This window comes from Vibrio cidicii, assembly GCF_009665415.1.
GTDB lineage: Bacteria > Pseudomonadota > Gammaproteobacteria > Enterobacterales > Vibrionaceae > Vibrio > Vibrio cidicii.
The window spans coordinates 992,355-1,009,362 of record NZ_CP035921.1 but is presented as its reverse complement, the minus strand read 5'-3'; the positions used below and the strand labels follow the sequence as shown (position 1 = coordinate 1,009,362).

Genomic DNA, 17,008 nt, shown 5'->3' with positions numbered 1-17,008 from the left:
CAGACAAAATTTAATCTGCCGTTCTGTTGTGATTGAACTCGCAAACTGTTTTAAAAGTCCATGATAAGCCAGTGGGAAAGGTGTTTTTACGTTGATAATTGCGGCGACTCAGCGATGACGATGCTATTAATTCTTTACGTAAATTAAGCGTTTTGCTGCCAGCTTTCGAGAGAATTTAACCCGTTTGGATGATAGTAAAAACGCACCTTAGGTCAGCGTAGTACCAAGTGAGCGGGGTGGTTTAGCTGATGAGAAGCTGCTAGATGATTGACGTTGATTGTGTGGTGATAACAAAAGGCAAATTACAGGGCGATTGCGCTTAATCTCAATCGATATAAAAAAAGCCCAAAATGCATTTTGGGCTTTTTGGGCGCTGTCTTTGTCACTAGCTGGTGAGTAGACGTTGCAGCTTATCGCGCTGCATCTCTATATGGCTACGCTCTGGGCTTTGCTCTTTACAATGTGCGAGAATAAACTCAATCGAACTGAGTACAGTGCGCCAGCGAGGCGTTCTTGGTAGCGTCTCAATGCGCATGTATTTGTCGAGGGTGCGGGTTTGCAGCGTACTTCGGTCGAGATAGACACGCCACAAACCGCTTTTCTCAGCAAAAGCAAACTTATTCTCACCTGTAACCGATTCCCAGTAGTCGAGTGCATGAGTCATTACATCAACCAAGATCTCACGCATTATCTCTTGTTTGTTTTGGCTGCTCCCCAAGGCTTTGTCAGCCAACCGAGTAAACTCGCCACCGAGCTCTTTCAAGCTCTGAAGTTTTTCCTTATCGCCATCAAAGGCATAGCTTGAGAGCACCTCAACGGCGGTTTCTAAGTTGTGAATGCGAGACGCGGTTGCGCCGCCACCGACGTTGAAGATATACATCGCATCTAAACCTGATCCTTCAGGCAACTTGAGGATGTCGGTTTCAATGTGTTGTCTTACGTCTTCGACGTAAATATCAATGTGGCCGCAATAGTGGGGTTGTTTGACGGTTAGGTACTTGGGTGCGATTAGCTCTTCTGCGTTTGAACGTCTGATCTGTTCCAAATTGCGTTTAAACAGCTTGCAAGCCGCTTCGTTGGCAAAACGAATGCGTTTGTCTTCACGGATACAGATGATGGCTTCAGGAGCGGATTCCAGCTGCTCCAGTAGCCGTCCTTGCGTCTCAAGTAAACTCGCCTCGACCATCGCTCTCTGTTTTAACTCGGCTTCTAAGCGGCTGTTTTCTAAGCGTCGCTCCTCGGCTTTACTCGCCATCAGATGCGCTTTGATTCGCGCAGCAAGCTCTTGTTTATTGAACGGTTTTGACAAGTAGTCGTTGGCACCTGCCTCAAAGCCGCGCACACGATCTTCGCTTTGATTGAGTGCGGTCAGCATGATAACGGGCAGTTCAGCCAGATCGAACTCTTGACGCAGTTGGTGGCAAACCTGATAACCGCTCATGCCCGGCATCATGATATCGAGTAGCAATAGCGCGGGCTTCTCTTGCTTGATCAGCGCGAGTGTTTCCGGGCCATCGGAAGCAGTTCTGACACGATAGCCTTCAATACGCAGGAAACTTTCCAGTACACGTAGATTCACAGGCTCATCGTCAGCGACCACTAACAATGCACCCTGCGGATTTTCTGGAAGGGATGATTGATCAAGAGAAAGTAATTCATTGCTGTCAGGTGCTTGAAAGTGATGGTATTGCGCCATTTTCGCTGTGGTATTGATCTCGTCATCACTGGCCAAAGGCAGGGTAAAGCTAAAGGTTGTGCCCACCATTGGCTGGCTGCTGACATACAGAGAGCCGCCCATGAGTTCAATTAACTGACGGCTAATTGAGAGGCCAAGGCCAGCCCCTTGCCGATAACGGCCAGCATCCTGACCCGCTTGAATCAATGGTTCAAAAATGTGCTCCAACTGTTCTGCCGGAATGCCTTGTCCTGTGTCCACGACTTGGATTCTTACTTTGTCGTCGACCACGTTGGCGGAGATGACGATTTTACCTTCACTGGTGTACTTAATCGCATTGCCAATCAAGTTGTACAACACCTGCTCTAAGCGCTGTGGATCGGCGGAAACAGGGGCGAGATCGTTCGGAACTTGGTTGATAATCCTTAATGTTTTATTACCAAGCAGATGGCTAGAAAGCTCAAGCACTAAGCGGGTGGCACTGGCCAAACTGACCGCCGACTTATGAATGTCCAAGCTGCCGTAGCGCATTTTGTGATAATCAAGTAGGTCGTCAACGAGGTTTGCAAGCCTTTGGCCACTTTTAATGATGATATCGAGCTGATATTTTTGGTTGCTAGGAATCGGACCATTGGCACCGGAGACTAAGGTTTCGGCAATGCCAATCATGCCATGCAATGGCGTGCGCAACTCGTGTGAGGTGGTCGCGAGGAACTCATCTTTGAGTTTGTCGGCTAATTGCAGTTCATCATTTTGTTTTTGTATCAACAGCAGACTTTTTTCCAACTCTCGGTTTTGTGTTTTGATTAACTGAATTTTGTCGCGAATAGAGCGCTGCATACGTTCAAAACTGACCGCCAAGCGGCCTATTTCATCCTTGCGATCCGTATTGATCATGTTTTCGTCAAGATCGCCAGCGGAGACTCGCTCGGCTGCCCACGTTAGTTTAAGCAGTGGAGAGGTAATGAAATTGGACAAATAATGTGAGCAGATAAACACCAAAATGATGGCAATCAGCATGGCGATGACAAACAGTTTCTCCAATTGCTGGATGCGCGCAAAGGCTTCGCTTTCAGGCAATTGAACTACGAGCGCCCAAGTTTGATCTTTCATCGAAATCGGTGTATATGCGGCAATGGTTGCTTCACCCAAGCCATTTATGTAGGTTCCAACTGAGGTCAATCCTGCCAGCGCTTTGTTGATCACGTCCGCACTTCGGCTAATATCGTCCTGTTTGGTGCTCATGGTACGAGGTAAATGGTCACTGCCTACGAGCAAAGTATGGATCACTGCATCTTTATTTACATCGGCAACCAGTTTAGTTAAGCCATTGTTCGGTAAACGGAACATCGCATAACTGTGCAAGTAGCCTTGTTGAATGATGGGTGCACCTAACCAAGCGACCTGCTTGCCGTCTTCCTCGGCAAAATCGGAAATGAGCACTGGGGTGTAATCTTCGTTGTCCTTGCGCTTTTCCGTAACGTCTTTGGCAAGCTGGCGAAAGCTCTTTCCAAGTAAAGTGTCTTTGTAGGGCCCCGTTTTCAGGTTGGTACCAAAATTATCGTATTTATAGATGGAGTAGGTGACGTTGCCGTCCAAATCGATGAGCAGGATGTCGTCAAAATCGGAGCGTTTGAGCAGCTCTAAGTAGGCCCAGTGATAGCGCTTGTGCAGCAGTCGGTAACGTTCACTCCCGACATAGCTGCTGGATTCAGGCAAGATTGACGTTTTGATCTGATCGCCCGAGCCCTGAATATAGCGTTGCTGGGCGTTTTCTCGCGCTTGCTCGATATCCAGACCTAGACTTTTAAAGGCATTGACTAGGCCATAAAAACGCCCACCACTGGCATAAGCCAACTCTGAACGGACAAAACCCATCACTTCAGTTTCTTGTGCCTGAAAATAATCCATTACCTGCTGTTGCTTAGTATCGCGCACTGAGAGGAGGTGGGAAGTGCTTTGCTCTTGCAGATCCTTGCTATGAGATTGCAAAAAGAAAATCGCAATGATGGTTAATGGTGTCAGACTCAACACCAAAAAGGCCGTCATTAGGGTACTTTGCAGACGTTTGAATTTCTGTTTCCGGTAAAACTTAAACATACAATTTCGTTCAGGCTCTTGAAAGACAATGACTCAAGCTTGGCGAGTCATGAAAACGGATAAATGGTTAATCAGCAGCTTTTATGCAGCAAATAAACCATTTTGAATTTAACGAAATTAACGAGTTTTTTTACTTTGACAAGTAAGTTGTCTGTAAAGCGTGGATGGAAACGCAAAAAATCGCCCCGACGGGCTGACTCGGTCACAATGTCATGCTTGAGTTGCAGATATTGTGACCAATTTGCTTACTTGTGTGCGTGATAAATGGCGAACTTGTTGGTCTTATTTAGCGTCGCACAATTACCGAATGATTGCTCTATAATCGGAGGGTAGCGCAGGAAGCTGTTGGCGACGATGAGCAGTTCACCGTTGGCATTAAGGTATTTGGGGGCCTTGCCCAATAAGTTTTCGGCTGCGTTATAATTTGTTTCGAGACCGCTGTGAAATGGTGGGTTAGAGATGATGAAACGGTAATCACTGGCGGTATCAGAGTAGATATCGGAAGCAAACACACGACCTTGCAAGCCATTGGCTTGCAAGGTGGCTTGGCTTGATGCCAAAGCATAAGCATTGATATCGCACATTTCGAGGCTAATCTCAGGGTTGGCTTTGGCCATGAATGCACCAAGGACTCCCGCGCCACAGCCAAAATCCAGCACTTTACCGCTTAATGCCGGCAAGGTTTCGAGTAGCAGTTTACTGCCTAGATCAAACTCGCCGTGGCTAAATACGCCTGGTAGGCTTTTTACCGTGATTGTGTGACCGTTGAGCGTCAGTTGATAGCTGGCAAACCAATCTTGTTGAGTAAAGGGAACTGGAGTCTGTTCGCATTGTCCCCAATAAAATGAACAGCGACGAGCGGAGTCGTACTTGTTGATTGGCCCGTAGTCGCTAAACATTTTCTCTATACTTTTTATCCCAGAGCGGTTCTCACCCACCACCACTATCTCGCAACCTTGGCCTAATTTGGCCATCAGCATCGAAAGTAGGTAGTTCGCTTCTGCTTTGGCCTTAGGCCAGTAGAGCAGCAACAGGTCCGCTTGCGTCGCTTGGTCAAACTCAGAGCCAAAGTAACTCTTAACCTGATCCGCTTGCTGAATTTGACGAAAGTAAGCGTAATTGGAAGTAAACACAGTCACTGATTGGCAATGCTGCGTCAGTTCGATAGGGAAAGTGTCTTCGAGCTCTCCAGCGACCAGAACGTGTTTACCTTTGAAATAATCGAGTTGACGTTGGGCGATTTGGCTTGGGGCGGTGTATGCAGACATGTGGGTACGCTATAGATAGAAATTGGGCAGATTTTCGCACAATCTGCCCATGACTTGAAGTGTGTCTGAGGTTAGCTGTTGTCTTGTTGGTCGAGAAAGTTCTTAAACTCTTCCTCGTAAATATTGAACAGCACCATAGTGATGGCAAAAATGAGCGGTCCATAAATAAGGCCGATGAGGCCAAACAGTTGAATACCGCCCAAGAGAGAAAAGAAGATCATCAGGGTATTCATTCCCGCGCTGCCTTGCATCAAGAACGGTCTGAGCAGATTATCAATCGAACCAACCACCGCAATGCTCCAAATCGCTAAGAAGATGGCCCACCCCGTCTCTCCTGTGAGCAGCAGATAGAGTGTGGCCGGAATCCAGATCAGCGCCGTACCTACCACTGGAATGAAAGAGGCGAAGCCCATCATGGTACCCCAGAAAAGGGCTGGGAAGCCTGCAAGCCACATACCGATACCGCCTGCAACCCCTTGCGCTATCGCGGTGAGAAAAGAGCCCATCACGGCTGACTTCGAGACTTGCTCAATTTCATCCAGCAGTTTGTCTTCTTGACTGCGCGATAGAGGCAAAATGTGTCGGATGGCAGCGATGATCTTATCGTGGTCGCGTAACAAGAAGAACAGCACAAATAGCATGAGGAAAAAATCCAGCAAAAAGTTAGTAGCATCCCCCAAAATTTTGGCGCTAATGGCGACTAAATTGGATCCGAGTGCACTGGCCAGTTGCCCCACTTTTTCGGCAATCGACTTGGCGTCAATATTGTCAAAAGGCAAATATTCGTTGAGCAGTTGCAGTCCTTTAGTCACCCAAGGATGAGCAAACACGGTTTGAATGCCACCGTGCGTTACCCATTTGTAAGTGTTCTGAGAAAACAGAGATCCTTGTTGTACGATAGCAGCGAATACAAACAGCAGCGGCACCACGATAATGAAGGTCAGCACAACGCAAGAGAGTAATGAGGCCAGATTTTTCTTCTGTGGCATCTTAAGTTCGAACCATTGGTGAACAGGAAACATCAGCAGAGAAATGATAAACGCCATAATGATCGAGTTGATGTAGGGCTCGACTAGCAAATAACAGGCAATGCCAGCGGCCAGTAGCGCGACGATCAAAACCCGATGACTGGAAGTAATTTTGACTTTTTCTGACACAGTTGCCATCCACGATAGATTGATATTGTGGTTATAATGACGCCAAATCATGACGTTATCAATGCGGAGAGTGGATGATGGGCTGTTGCAATAAAGATAAAGGCTGTGAAAAACAGCAACGGAAAAGATCCATTCCTTGGTTTTCCCTCGTCGTAGTGGTGCTGGCACTACTGGTGCTTTTCAACTGGCAATAAAAATGGGCCACGTTGCGCTGGCCCATTGAACTTAGTAGGCGAAGGATATTATTGCTGTTCTTGCGCCAAGATGGCAAAACAGCGATCTGCCGCTTCGAGCGTCGCATCGATCTCTTTTGAACCGTGCGCTAAAGAAGTAAAGCTCGCTTCAAAAGCAGAAGGCGCCAAATAGACACCGTGCTCAATCATCAGATGGAAGAAGCGTTTGAATCTTTCAACATCGCATTTGGCCACATCTTCATAGCACGTGATGTGCTCTTGTTCGGTAAAGAAGAAACCGAACATGCCGCCGACTTGGTTGACCACTAGCGGGATGCCGTGTTTGTCGGCTAACGATTTGAAACCGTCGGCTAATTGTTTGGTTTTCGCCGCTAAACGTTTTTCGTTGCCTTCTTCTTTTAGTAAATTCAGACAAGCGTAACCCGCTGCCATCGCAACCGGGTTGCCCGATAGCGTGCCAGCTTGGTAAACCGGACCTGTTGGTGCGATAAATTGCATCACATCTTTACGTCCACCAAACGCTCCAACCGGCATCCCACCACCAATGATTTTACCCAGCGTAGTGAGATCGGGTTTGATGTCGTAATACGCTTGCGCGCCGCCCAGTGCCACACGGAACCCCGTCATCACTTCATCAAAAATCAACAGCGCGCCTTCTTGGTCGCAGATTTCACGCAGCCCTTGATGGAAACCTTCCACGGGTGGAATGCAGTTCATGTTCCCAGCGACAGGTTCGACGATGATACAGGCGATTTCGCCCGGGTTGGCTGCAAACAGTTCACGCACTGAATCCAAATCGTTGAAGCGAGCGGTCAGCGTATGTTTGGCAAAATCAGCAGGGACTCCAGGCGAGCTTGGTTGACCAAGGGTTAATGCGCCTGAACCGGCTTTGACCAGCAAGCTGTCTGCGTGGCCGTGGTAGCAGCCTTCAAATTTGACAATTTTGTCGCGACCAGTAAATCCACGTGCCAAACGAATCGCGCTCATGGTCGCTTCAGTACCAGAGCTTACCATACGCAACTGTTCCATCGATGGCACGAGCTGTGAAACCAGTTCTGCCATTTTGATTTCCATCTCGGTCGGCGCACCAAAGCTCAAACCGCGCTGCGCTGCATCAATCACCGCTTCACGAATCACCGCGTGGTTGTGGCCGAGAATCATAGGCCCCCATGAACCCACGTAGTCGATATAAGCTTTACCGTCCGCATCAAAGATCAGCGCACCATCGGCTCTTTCAACAAAAATTGGTGAACCGCCAACGCCATTAAAAGCGCGCACCGGGGAATTCACGCCGCCGGGGATGGTCTGTTGGGCTTTCTGATACAGCTCGGATGATTTGGTCATGGGTTTATCCTCTTCTGATTGCTCGGGACCAAGTGGCGGGCATTGTACCTCTCTGAGAGATAGTTAGAAATATTTTGCTGAGCTTTATGACTCCTTTCACGAGTTTACGGAAAATATTCAGGCTAGAATGTAGCGCTTAAGAGCGAACTATAAGATGGTGAATACTTGAACGTCTTGGTCAGGTATTAGATAATCGCTCTCATATCAAAAAAGATACGTCCGTCGCGTGAATTATTTGGAATAATCATACCGACGGCATTACACGAGTGAGAGAGGTCGTCGTGAGCGATATGAATGTACCAATATCCTTTTCGGATGCAGCAGCGGCACGGGTAAGAATGTTGATTGCTGAGGAAGAGAATCCTGCGCTGAAATTGCGTGTCTATATTACTGGCGGTGGCTGTAGCGGTTTCCAGTATGGTTTTACTTTCGATGAAAACGTCAACGACGGTGACATGACCATTGAAAATAGTGGCGTCACTCTGGTGGTTGACCCTATGAGTTTGCAGTATTTGATTGGCGGTGTGGTCGATTACACGGAAGGGTTAGAAGGATCGCGTTTCTTCATTGATAACCCCAATGCCAAAACCACCTGTGGTTGCGGCGCCTCGTTTAGCGTGTAATCCGGTTAGACTTTTCTTCAAAGGTAGTTGTATTGCGCAACTGCCTTTGTTTTACGCCGCTAGGATATTGCGTAAAACATGCTCCAGAATCCGGGGAGCAAATAAAAAGGACTTTTTATGTCTATCAAACAACAAGGCCGCTTTTTTTTGCAGCGTCCATGGCTAGTTTCTCTACTTATTATTCTCGCATTAACCACGTGGCTTAGTGTTGGTTCTCTGCAAGCCGAAGAGCCCGCGCCCCTTAGCAAAGAACAAGCGATTCCACTCGCGAGTGTCGTTTTTCAAACCTTTAACGCACAAAATACCGCCAAGAGCATTGATCTCTATGGCCGTACAGCGCCCAATCGGCAAGCCAAATTAGGTGCTGAAATCGCTGGAAAAATTGTGCGTTTAGACGTCGAGAAGGGCCAAGCGGTACGTAAAGGCCAAGTGATCGCTGTGATAGATAAACGCGATCTTGACTCCCAGTTGCAGCGTGCCAAAGCCATGCTGGACGTTCGGCAGAAAGAGTTCAAAGCGGCGCAATCGCTCAATAACCGTGGCCTACAAGGTGAAGTGGCCTTTGCCACGGCCGAAGCGGCCCTAGTGGAAGCGAAAGCGAATCTGGTGACGGTGGAAACTGAACTGCGCAACACCGAAGTAAAAGCCCCTTTTGATGGCATTGTGGATAGTCGTTTTGTCGAACTCGGCGACTTTGTTGGTATCGGCGACCCAGTTGCGACGGTGATTGACTTGGATAAGTTGCTGATAGAGGCCGATGTCAGTGAGCGCCATGTGCAATCGCTGGCTAACTCGCAAACGGCGAAAGTCCGTCTCCTCAACGGTCTGGTCTTGGACGGTAAGATTCGCTATGTAGGGCAGGTCTCTTCTCCCGCCACTAATACTTTCCCGATTGAAGTCGAAGTGGATAATCGCATGCAGCGAATCCCTGCGGGGGTGAGCGCTGAAGTACATCTTACCTTAGATGAAACCTTAGCCATCAAAGTAACGCCGGCCATGCTGGCACTGGATAACAATGGCAATCTAGGCGTGAAGACTTTGCAAGACAACGTGGTGCGTTTTGTGCCTATTCAACTGGTCAAAGCGGAGCAAGATGGCGTTTGGCTCTCTGGGTTGGGAGACAAAGTTGACATTATCGTCCTTGGTCAAGGTTTTGTGCGCGATGGTGATAAAGTCCGTGCGACGCGCCAAGCCAGTGTCGCGGTCAACTAAGGGGGCGGTATGTTTTCTGTCATAGATGCGGCCTTATCGCGCTCGCGCACTATGATCAGCTTGCTGATCTTGATTTTGATTGCTGGTGTGGGCACCTACATGACGATTCCCAAAGAGTCGAGCCCGGATATCACCATTCCGATTATTTATGTTTCGGTGAGTCACCAAGGTATTTCGCCTGCCGATGCTGAGCGGTTGTTGGTTCGGCCGATTGAGCAGGAGCTGCGCTCGATTGAGGGCGTTAAAGAGATGACGTCCACCGCTTCAGAGGGACATGCTTCTGTGGTGTTGGAGTTTACCGTTGGCAGTGATTTGGCCAAAGCCATGGCGGATGTGCGTGAAGCGGTCGATTTAGCTAAGCCGAAATTGCCGACGGAGAGTGATGAGCCAACGGTAAACGAAGTGACGCTCGCCTCGGAAGAGCCTGCTTTGTCGGTGGTGCTATATGGCACGGTGCCGGATCGCGCGATTGTTCAGGTTGCCCGTCAGCTTCGTGACAAACTAGAAAGCTTCCGTCAGGTGCTGGAAGTGGATATTGCCGGTGACCGAGAAGATATCGTGGAAATCGTCGTCGATCCGCTATTGATGGAGAGCTATGGCCTTGATCAGGGTGATATCTATAATTTGATCGCTTTGAATAACCGAGTCGTTGCGGCAGGTTTCGTCGATACTGGCTACGGCCGTTTCTCGGTGAAAGTGCCTTCGGTTTTCGACTCACTTAAAGATGTTTTAGAGTTGCCGATCAAAGTGGACGGCAAGCAAGTGATCACCTTTGCTGATGTCGCAACGGTACGCCGCTCTTTTCGTGATCCGGAGAGCTTTGCCCGCCTCGATGGTAAATCTGCCGTGGTGTTGGATGTCAAAAAGCGCGCAGGTGAGAACATCATCGAAACGGTTGAGTTGGTGAAACTGGTTATCGAAGAGGCGCAAAAAAGGGACGATTGGCCAGCGAACTTGTTGGTTAAATACACTTGGGATCAGTCAAAAGATGTTGAGTTGATGCTCAACGATCTGCAGAACAACATTTTGTCGGCCATTATTCTAGTGGTGATTGTCATCATCGCCATTTTAGGTGTTCGCACCGCGTTTTTGGTTGGCGTATCGATTCCGGGCTCATTTTTAACTGGTTTACTGGTGTTGGCCGTGTTTGGCTTAACCGTCAATATTGTGGTGCTGTTTGCTCTTATCATGGCGGTTGGCATGTTGGTTGACGGTGCGATTGTAGTAACGGAGTTTGCCGATCGACGTATGCAAGAAGGCGTGGACAGGCGCAGAGCCTATCTTGATGCTGCCAAACGTATGGCGTGGCCGATTACCGCTTCTACCGCGACCACGCTCGCCGCTTTTGCTCCTTTGCTTTTCTGGCCAGATATTACCGGCGAGTTCATGAAGTATTTGCCGTTGACCTTGATAGCAACGTTAGCTGCTTCTCTGATTATGGCGCTGCTGTTTGTGCCCGTACTCGGTGGTTTGATTGGTAAACCGCAAAATGTTTCCGCTGAAAATCAACGTCGAATGGTGGCACTGCACAATGGCGAGTTTGATAAAGCAACTGGGATCACCAAGCTTTACTATCAAACCCTCGCCATTGCGATTCGCCATCCGCTGAAAATTCTGTTGAGTGCGATCTTGCTGGCGGTTGGTGTCGGTTTTACCTACAGCAAAGCTGGTCTCGGCGCGGAATTCTTCCCTGAGGTTGATCCGCCTTTCTTTACCGTCAAGGTTCGCTCGTATGGCGATCTTTCTATCTATGAGAAAGATGCCGTGATGCGTGATATCGAGCAAGTCATGCTTGGCCACGATGAGTTTGAAAGTGTCTACACTCGAACGGGGGGCGATGATGAGATAGGGCAGATTCAGATAACGCCGGTCGATTGGCAATACCGTCGCAAAGTGAAAACCATCATCGAAGAGCTAAAGCAAACGACATCGAAATTTGCTGGGGTGGAAATTGAGTACAAGTTCCCGGATGCAGGGCCGCCAGTGGAACATGATCTCGTGATCGAAATGTCTTCGCGTGTGCCCGATTACTTAGACGAAGCGGCGAAGCTTGTGCGTCATTGGGCGGATAACAATCCCGCTTTGACCAATCTCAGTGACTCGTCGAGTAAAGATGGAATTGACTGGCAGATCGATATTCGCCGTGATGACGCTTCTCGCTTTGCTGCTGATGCCACCTTAGTTGGCAATACCGTACAGTTTGTCACCAATGGCTTGAAAATAGGCGATTATTTGCCAGATGATGCGGATGAAGAAGTCGATATTCTGGTGCGTTATCCAGAAGACAAACGCGATATTGGTCGTTTTGAGCAATTAAGGGTGAAAACGGCAGCGGGATTAGTACCCATCACCAATTTTGCGGAGATTAAACCGAATCATAAGCAAGATACCATCAAGCGTATCGACGGGCATCGTGTGATTAACGTGATGGCTGATATGGCTGAAGGCTACAATTTGGCGTTGGAACTGCCGAAAATAGAACAAGCGCTCAGTGAGCTCGGCCTTCCTTCTGGAGTAGAGTTTAAAATTCGTGGGCAGAATGAAGAGCAGGAAAACTCGTCTGCCTTCTTGCAAACGGCGTTTATGGTGGCGCTGGCTGTGATGGCTTTGATTCTTATTACTCAGTTCAACAGTTTCTATCAAGCGTTTCTGATCTTAAGTGCGGTGTTGTTTTCAACCGTTGGCGTGTTTGCTGGGCTACTGATTTTCCAAAAGCCCTTTGGCATTATTATGTCTGGAATTGGGGTAATTGCCTTGGCTGGTATTGTGGTGAACAACAATATTGTGTTGATTGATACTTACAACCAACTGAGAAAACGTGGATTGGAGAGGGAAGAAGCGATTCTCAGAACCGGAGTTCAGCGTTTACGCCCGGTGATGTTAACCACCATTACGACCATTTTAGGACTGCTGCCCATGGTGCTTGAGATGAACATCGATTTGATCAATCAGAAAATCGAGTTCGGTGCACCGAGTACTCAGTGGTGGTCGCAATTAGCAACCGCAGTTGCGGGTGGGTTGGCTTTCGCGACCGTTCTAACGTTAGTGCTTACGCCCTGTTTGTTGATGTTGGGCCGCGAGAAAGCTTCACCCATTGTGCCTGATGAATATGAGCAGCTGATTGCGGATGAAGAAGCGGCAGATACTGCGGTAAAATAGCGCTGTGAGAGGTATTGGGTGAAATAAAAAGAGGCAATTTGAATTGCCTCTTTTCGTTTGCCCGAAGGTTATTGCATTGCTAGCAGTTTGCTGTAGCGCTCCAATTTTTCCAGACTCAGTGTGGAGTTGGCGATAAAGGTCTGTTTTGCACTTCCGCTCAGTGATTGCGCCTGAGGCAAACTTACCGTTCTGGGGTTTTTATGCACCCCATTGACCAAAAATTCGTAGTGTAAGTGCGGACCCGTAACGCGCCCTGTCCCACCAAGCGTGCCAACCGTCTGCCCTTGCTTTACCCGTTGGCCCGTTTTGACCAGACGTTTTTTCATATGCAGATATTTGGTGATGTAAGTATTGCTGTGTTTGATAAACACGTAATTACCGTTGAACTGGTTGTAGCCAGATTGCAATACCACGCCATCGCCCGCCGCCCAAATAGGAGTGCCCACTGGCGCAACGTAATCCGTGCCACGGTGTGCTTTAACTTGGCCAGTCACCGGGTGAAGGCGACGTGGATTGAAATTGGAACTGACACGGCGAAAATCGATCGGTGCCCGAAGGAAGGCTTTTTTCATCGCACGGCCATTCTCATCGTAGTAATTGTCGGTTCTATCATCATAAATCGCAGTGAATGTTTCGCCTTGGTTGTGGAAAATCGCCGCGATGATCCGTCCGCGACCAATCACTTCTCCTTCAACGACTTGTTCCTGATACAGAACGCGAAAACTGTCTTTTTCACGAATATCTAACGCGAAATCAATATCCCAACCAAAAATGCCCGCCAGCTCCATGATTTGGTTAGGGGTTAAATTCGCGCTGATTGCTGCGTTCCAGAAATTGGAAGTAATCGTGGCTTCGGCGTAGGCGTATTGATAGTTGACCTCTTTGCGGTCTAATTGAGAAATAAATTGCTCGCCTTCTCTCTGTATGGCAAAGGTTTCGAACGCGTTTAATTGTCTTTTGAGTTGCAGCAGATTGTTTTGCTCATCAAAGCCAAATTGCAATAGATCGCCAGGACGTAGCTTGGTTAACTGCTCTTGAATATCATTGTTGGTGCTGATCAACTGATGAAGCAAACTGGCCGACAAGCCAATCCGGCTAAAGAGTAAGGCGGCGCTTTCGCCTTCTTTCACTCGGTGCTGTTCCCAACGACTGATGGCCGATTCGGCACTAAGTGGCGTAGTGAGAGAAAAACTTTGCGCATTGAGTTCAATCGGATAATGCAAGCCGACTTGCAAATGATTTTCCTTGGGGCGCAAGTCGTTTACATCGGGGAGCAAAAAGGCAGCGCTGAATATGATTGCACTAAAAAAGCCGATGAACATTTTGTGCAGCAGTGGGAGACGAGTAAAGATCGAAAGCATGTCTGGTTTTTAATGATATCTAAGAGAGAAAAATAGCCTTGGATTAGTCTAACTTGTTTCAAAATGCAGTGCTATTCAAGTAAGATGTCCAGCTATTATATTTTGCCAAATTTGTGGGAGTGAACAAGCATGGCGAGCATTGAAGCTGCACTAGCCGAGATTAAACGCGGTGTTGAAGAGCTGATTCCAGAAGAAGAGCTAATCGCAAAATTAAAAGAAGGCCGTCCTCTACGTATCAAATTAGGGGCGGATCCGACCGCACCTGACATCCACCTTGGCCACACGGTGATATTCAATAAGCTTCGCTTGTTCCAAGAATTAGGTCATGAAGTGACATTCCTGATTGGTGATTTTACCGCTATGGTCGGTGACCCAACGGGTAAGAACAGCACGCGTCCACCGCTCAGCCGTGAAGATGTACTGCGTAACGCTGAAACATATAAAGAGCAGGTGTTCAAAATCCTTGATCCAGCCAAAACCAAAATTCAGTTTAACTCTGAATGGCTTTCTGAGCTGGGTGCGGAAGGGATGATTCGTCTTGCGGCCAATCAAACCGTGGCACGTATGCTGGAGCGTGACGATTTTAAAAAGCGTTACGCGGGTGGTCAGCCGATCGCCATTCACGAGTTCATGTATCCACTGTTGCAAGGCTGGGACTCGGTTGCGATGGAAACCGATGTTGAGCTTGGCGGTACTGACCAGAAATTTAACTTATTGATGGGTCGCGAACTGCAAAAATCTCACGGCCAGAAGCCGCAAGTGGTACTGATGATGCCACTGCTTGTTGGCCTTGATGGCGAGAAGAAAATGTCGAAATCGTCAGGCAACTACATCGGTATCAGCGAAGCGCCGAGTGAGATGTTCGGCAAGATCATGTCGATATCAGACACTTTGATGTGGAGTTACTACGAACTGCTCTCTTTCCGTCCTTTGGAAGAGATTGAACAGTTCAAAGCAGACGTTCAAGCGGGTAAAAACCCACGCGATATTAAAGTGTTGCTGGCGAAAGAGATCATTGCTCGTTTCCATAGTGAAGCCGATGCAGACGCGGCTGAGCAAGAGTTTGTCAACCGTTTTGCTAAAAACCAAGTGCCTGATGAAATGCCAGAGTTTACGTTTGCCGCAGGTACCGCGATTGCGAATCTGTTGAAAGACGCCGAGCTTTGCGCATCGACCTCGGAAGCGATGCGTATGGTTAAACAAGGCGCCGCGAAGCTGGATGGCGAAAAGATCGAAGATGCCAAACTTGAACCGCTTGCTGGCACTTATGTGTTCCAAGTCGGCAAACGTAAGTTTGCCCGTGTGACCATCGCCTAAACTCGGCGATCGTCTTAAAGCAGAAAAGCGCCTTGCGAGGCGCTTTTTTTTGCTGCAACTCCTAACCGTTAGGGGCGCTGAGTAGTGACTTGACTAAACTGCAGCAAATCGCGATAGAAGGCGTTTTCAAATTGGGTAATCGGCGCCACGGGCGTGCTCTCCTCTGACGGGTAGTAGTCAGTGATAAACTGCACAAAAGCGGAGCTCGGTTGGCCGTTTTGATCGAGTACAAATCCGGCCATGTTATAGCTGCCATACAGCGAACCACTCTTGGCGAGAATTTGCCCTTTCACAGGTTCTTGGCGCATGCTTTGGCGGTACTTCAATGTGCCAGAGACACCGGATTTCGGTAGCATGGAGAGAATCCGCAGCTGGGCGTCGTGTTGCCAGAGATATTTTAATATCGCCATCATATCTTGTGGGCTCATGCGGTTATTGCGTGATAATCCCGAACCATCAGCGAGCTGTGCTCTGGAGAGATCGATTCCCGCCTTAGCGAATAAGACTTGTTTGATTGCTTCGGTGCCATTGTTAAAACTTCCAGGCTGAAGATAGAAGTGTGCGCCCAAGGCTTTGGTCAGGTTATCGGCGATCAAGTTGTCAGAATGCTTGAGCATTGAATCGAGTAAAGTCGGCAATGGCGCGGATTGATGCGTAGCGATCAGCGTAGCTGAGGTCGAGTTTGGTACACCAATACGAATCTGCCCAGTGAATTTGATATCGAGCTGTCTTAGCAGGGTATAGACAATTCGTGTTGCGTATTGTGTTGAGTCCTGCACAGCAAACTTAAGCGGTAACGGTTTATCGCGTTCGACTAGACATCCTTGGAGCTGATACTGATTATTGCTAGAGGTAAGAAGTTCTAAGTCACAGTGGCTCGCTTCTTTCACGGTTTTTGATACCGTTTTGACGTCGGTTTTTACATAAATAGGAAAGTGCTCTGGTACGTAAACGCGTGTGTTTCCATCATCTTGGGTATAAATCGAAGCTTGGACACAGTTTTCATCCAATGTGATCGCACTTGATGGTGCACTGTAGCAAACGCCCAAAATATCCCACGGCCAACCCACGGCGCGTTCGTAGCCTGTAAACACACTGTTATCCAGCCAAATATCGCCTGAAATCTGCGTTATCCCCTGTGCTTTTGCCTCAGCAAAAAGGGTTTTGAGCTGTTCTGTCGTGAGAGTGGGATCGCCAGAAAATCGCAAAATGATGTCCTGTTTATCGCGCAGAAGTTGGGTAGTAAAAACAAAATCGTCTCCTAACTCCAGTTTGGCTGCCAGCGCAGTGGCTAATTTTAAGGTACTCGCTGGTGGAAAAAGTTGTGGATTGCTTGGCAAGCTACTCAGGCTGGTTTGATTTTGTAGGTTCTCAACCCACAAGCTGCTTCTACTGCCTTCCGGTAGATAAGCCAAAGGAGCATAATTGTCCGCTTGTACCGCGGCAACGTGAGAAAAAAAGCTGCAGCCGAGAAGACACAAGGTTTGAAGAAAAAAGCGCATGCGTGTTGCCTGTGGAATACCAAAGTGCCAACAGTATAGCGGGGATAAAAAACGCCTGCTAGTTCAGCAGGCGTTGAGAGTCGTAGGCCGAATGAG

General features: G+C 48.3%; 10 protein-coding genes. 4 read left to right on the top strand and 6 right to left on the bottom strand.

The genetic code is table 11. The features are described from left to right. Window positions 1-385: 385 nt before the first annotated feature. The 4 genes from EWA64_RS05560 to hemL form a co-directional block, all read right to left on the bottom strand. Window positions 386-3,775 (bottom strand): response regulator, encoded by a 3,390-nt coding sequence (locus EWA64_RS05560; RefSeq protein ID WP_061895227.1) that lies wholly within the window; start codon window positions 3,773-3,775, stop codon window positions 386-388. A 245-nt stretch (window positions 3,776-4,020) separates the two neighbouring features. Next, window positions 4,021-5,043, bottom strand: a complete 1,023-nt coding sequence (gene rsmC, locus EWA64_RS05555; protein ID WP_061895228.1) for a 16S rRNA (guanine(1207)-N(2))-methyltransferase RsmC — start codon at window positions 5,041-5,043, stop codon at window positions 4,021-4,023. Window positions 5,044-5,114: 71 nt separating this feature from the next. Beyond that, complete coding sequence (locus EWA64_RS05550; RefSeq protein ID WP_061895244.1) at window positions 5,115-6,200, bottom strand: AI-2E family transporter; 1,086 nt, start codon at window positions 6,198-6,200, stop codon at window positions 5,115-5,117. A gap of 242 nt (window positions 6,201-6,442) precedes the next feature. Further along, window positions 6,443-7,738 (bottom strand): glutamate-1-semialdehyde 2,1-aminomutase, encoded by a 1,296-nt coding sequence (gene hemL / locus EWA64_RS05545; RefSeq protein WP_061895229.1) that lies wholly within the window; start codon window positions 7,736-7,738, stop codon window positions 6,443-6,445. Between the two features lie 281 nt (window positions 7,739-8,019). Between hemL and erpA the strand changes: the two genes are divergently transcribed. The 3 genes from erpA (at window position 8,020) to EWA64_RS05530 (ending at window position 12,732) form a co-directional block, all read left to right on the top strand. Next, window positions 8,020-8,361, top strand: coding sequence for an iron-sulfur cluster insertion protein ErpA (erpA, locus tag EWA64_RS05540; RefSeq protein ID WP_039430398.1), 342 nt, complete (start codon window positions 8,020-8,022; stop codon window positions 8,359-8,361). A gap of 117 nt (window positions 8,362-8,478) precedes the next feature. After that, complete coding sequence (locus EWA64_RS05535) at window positions 8,479-9,573, top strand: efflux RND transporter periplasmic adaptor subunit (protein ID WP_039465163.1); 1,095 nt, start codon at window positions 8,479-8,481, stop codon at window positions 9,571-9,573. A 9-nt stretch (window positions 9,574-9,582) separates the two neighbouring features. After that, window positions 9,583-12,732 (top strand): efflux RND transporter permease subunit, encoded by a 3,150-nt coding sequence (locus tag EWA64_RS05530; RefSeq protein ID WP_061895230.1) that lies wholly within the window; start codon window positions 9,583-9,585, stop codon window positions 12,730-12,732. A gap of 68 nt (window positions 12,733-12,800) precedes the next feature. Here EWA64_RS05530 and shyC read toward each other — a convergent pair whose 3' ends face one another. After that, complete coding sequence (shyC, locus tag EWA64_RS05525; RefSeq protein WP_039465168.1) at window positions 12,801-14,093, bottom strand: peptidoglycan DD-endopeptidase ShyC; 1,293 nt, start codon at window positions 14,091-14,093, stop codon at window positions 12,801-12,803. Window positions 14,094-14,222: 129 nt separating this feature from the next. Here shyC and tyrS point away from each other — a divergent pair, with 129 nt between their 5' ends. Next, on the top strand, window positions 14,223-15,410 hold the full coding sequence (gene tyrS, locus EWA64_RS05520) for a tyrosine--tRNA ligase (protein WP_061895231.1): 1,188 nt from the start codon (window positions 14,223-14,225) through the stop codon (window positions 15,408-15,410). A 68-nt stretch (window positions 15,411-15,478) separates the two neighbouring features. Here the strand turns inward: tyrS and dacB are convergent, their stop codons facing one another. Next, window positions 15,479-16,912: a serine-type D-Ala-D-Ala carboxypeptidase gene (dacB, locus tag EWA64_RS05515; RefSeq protein ID WP_061895232.1), complete on the bottom strand. Its 1,434-nt coding sequence runs from the start codon at window positions 16,910-16,912 to the stop codon at window positions 15,479-15,481. Between the last annotated feature and the right edge of the window lie 96 nt (window positions 16,913-17,008).

Coding starts and splice junctions, on each gene's coding strand:
- EWA64_RS05560 (WP_061895227.1), bottom strand. CDS start 3,775: ATGTTTAAGTTTTACCGGAAACAGAAATTCAAACGTCTGCAAAGTACC.
- rsmC (WP_061895228.1), bottom strand. CDS start 5,043: ATGTCTGCATACACCGCCCCAAGCCAAATCGCCCAACGTCAACTCGAT.
- hemL (WP_061895229.1), bottom strand. CDS start 7,738: ATGACCAAATCATCCGAGCTGTATCAGAAAGCCCAACAGACCATCCCC.
- EWA64_RS05535 (WP_039465163.1), top strand. CDS start 8,479: ATGTCTATCAAACAACAAGGCCGCTTTTTTTTGCAGCGTCCATGGCTA.
- EWA64_RS05530 (WP_061895230.1), top strand. CDS start 9,583: ATGTTTTCTGTCATAGATGCGGCCTTATCGCGCTCGCGCACTATGATC.
- shyC (WP_039465168.1), bottom strand. CDS start 14,093: ATGCTTTCGATCTTTACTCGTCTCCCACTGCTGCACAAAATGTTCATC.
- tyrS (WP_061895231.1), top strand. CDS start 14,223: ATGGCGAGCATTGAAGCTGCACTAGCCGAGATTAAACGCGGTGTTGAA.
- dacB (WP_061895232.1), bottom strand. CDS start 16,912: ATGCGCTTTTTTCTTCAAACCTTGTGTCTTCTCGGCTGCAGCTTTTTT.